Source organism: Sphingomonas sp. MJ1 (PH-R8), from assembly GCF_048058635.1.
Classification (GTDB): Bacteria; Pseudomonadota; Alphaproteobacteria; order Sphingomonadales; family Sphingomonadaceae; genus Sphingomonas.
Genome location: NZ_JBBEFX010000043.1, coordinates 1 through 2,058 on the forward strand (window position 1 = coordinate 1; position 2,058 = coordinate 2,058).

The 2,058-nt window shown below is 63.5% G+C and carries 1 protein-coding gene; it reads left to right on the plus strand.

The window, feature by feature from the left end:
• Positions 1 to 559 precede the first annotated feature (559 nt).
• Positions 560 to 2,058: TonB-dependent receptor plug domain-containing protein (locus VPH46_RS16125; protein ID WP_416612854.1), on the plus strand; the 1,499-nt coding region annotated here is incomplete at its 3' end.

The window sequence follows — 2,058 nt, forward strand, 5'->3', positions numbered from 1 at the left end:
TGCCGGTCCAGCGAGCGGTTCTACGGATCGGTGCAGAGGTGCACATTGGCTATGACATCAGCTTGGCCTGCAATTAGCCGCGGGAGCGATGCTTAATCTGTTCCCCACGCCTTCCAGAATATGGCCATTCGCCGGACAGTCTACTTGATGGAGACAGTTTTAGGATGCGGGAACCCGCCGCAAGCGGCGGAGAATGGGACACTTCGCAGCTTTGTCGCGCAAATTCTGACTTCCGAACGTCGCGTATTTTGCCACTTCTGCGACAACGTAGGAGCGAGAATTGGGACATTCCGGCCATTCGTTCGCACCGTTCAGAAGGACTGTTTTTCCGCCAGAAGCCGACCTTCGCCCGTATTTCCGTGCTCAATGCGCAAGCCTTGCCGGGAGTTTGCGGCGGCGGGCTCCCTAAAAAATAGCCCGTTGAGCTGACACATCAATGTAATACGGCCGCCCTAGTCGCCCCTTCGAAAATCAGGGGTCGAACATCATCACACGCTTGTTTTATTGCTCTGTCAGCCTTGCCGCGCTAGCCGCAGCCGGCTCTGCGCAGGCCCAATCCGTGGCGGATGTACTATCGGAAGAAGCTAGCGAGATCGTCGTTACCGGCCAGCGCGCGCAGCAACAGCGCTCGATTGACGCCAAGCGCGCCTCTCTCGGCCTCGTCGATGTGACGGCATCGGACGACATCGGCCAGCTTCCCGACAAGAACGTGGCCGAGGCGGTCGAGCGCCTACCCGGCGTTGGCGTCCAGTACGACCAGGGCGAAGGCCGCTACGTCGCGGTGCGCGGGGTGCCTTCCACGCTCAACGGCTACACGTTAAACGGCTTCGAGATCGGCAATCCCGACGGCAACACCCGCGCACTGCCGCTCGACATCCTCTCGGGCCAGCTGCTCAACCGGGTAGAGGTCGCCAAGGTCAAGACGGCGGACCTCACCGCGCAGGGCATCGGCGCCACCGTCAACCTCGTTACGCAAACCGCGTTCGACTTCGACCGGCCCTTCGTGGTCCAGGCGAATGCGCAGGTCGGCTACCAAGAGCTGCGCAAGGGCAGCCAGCCCGTAAAGGGCGACATCACGGTGGGCGGACGCTTCGGCGCCGACGAGCAGTTCGGCATCCTGCTGGGCGCCAGCTATTCCGACCGCACCTATACCAGCTACGGCATCTACCCCGACGACTGGGCGCCCGACGAGAACGCCGCGCGCGGGGCCGTGCCGGTCAACCTCAAGTACACCGACTACCGACTGAAGCGCGAGCGCGTCGGCGCCGCCGGCTCGCTCGACTGGCGCAGCGGCGGCACCGAGCTTTACGTGCGCGGCGTCTATTCGAAGTTCACCGAGGACGAGTATCGCCAGCGCCTGCGCCTCGATTTCTCGAAGATCGCGTGGGACGCGAACGGCCAGACTGGCCTCGCCTCGACCAGCGAGCAGCGCTCGGACCTGCGCACCGAGTACAAGGAAAAGTCGGTCCTCTCGTTCATGGCGGGCGGCAGCACCGAGTTCGCCGACAACTGGAAACTCGACTTCGGCGCCGCCCATACCCGCAACGAGGTAATCGAGCCGAACGAGCTGTGGCAGTTCCGCGGCAATCCCGGCGCGGTGGCGGTAGACTTCACCGACAAGCTGTTCAGCGCGGTGCCGACCGGCGGATACCTTGCGCCGTCCAGCATGGGCTTCCGGCAATATTCCGCGCAGGACGAATACGGCCTCGAGAAGACTTGGCAGGGGCGCGCTGACCTGACCGGCAAACTGCCCTCGATCGGCGAGAACAGCTTCGTGAAACTGGGCGCCAACGCGCGCTGGACCGACAAGCGCTTCGACAGCTCGAACACGGTCTACGGGCGGGGCACCGCCGCCAATCGATTCACTCTCGCTGGCCTCGCGGGTGATGACGTGAACGTCGATCTCGGCAACGGCCACGAGTATTTCCTCAGCCCTGCGATCGACGAGGACCTGATCCGCGCTTACACCGAGGGCAAGCTCGGCGGCCCGCAGTTCGTGCTCGATACCGCCACCTCGCTCGCCAACGACACGCTGGGCGACTTGTCGCTCGATGAGAA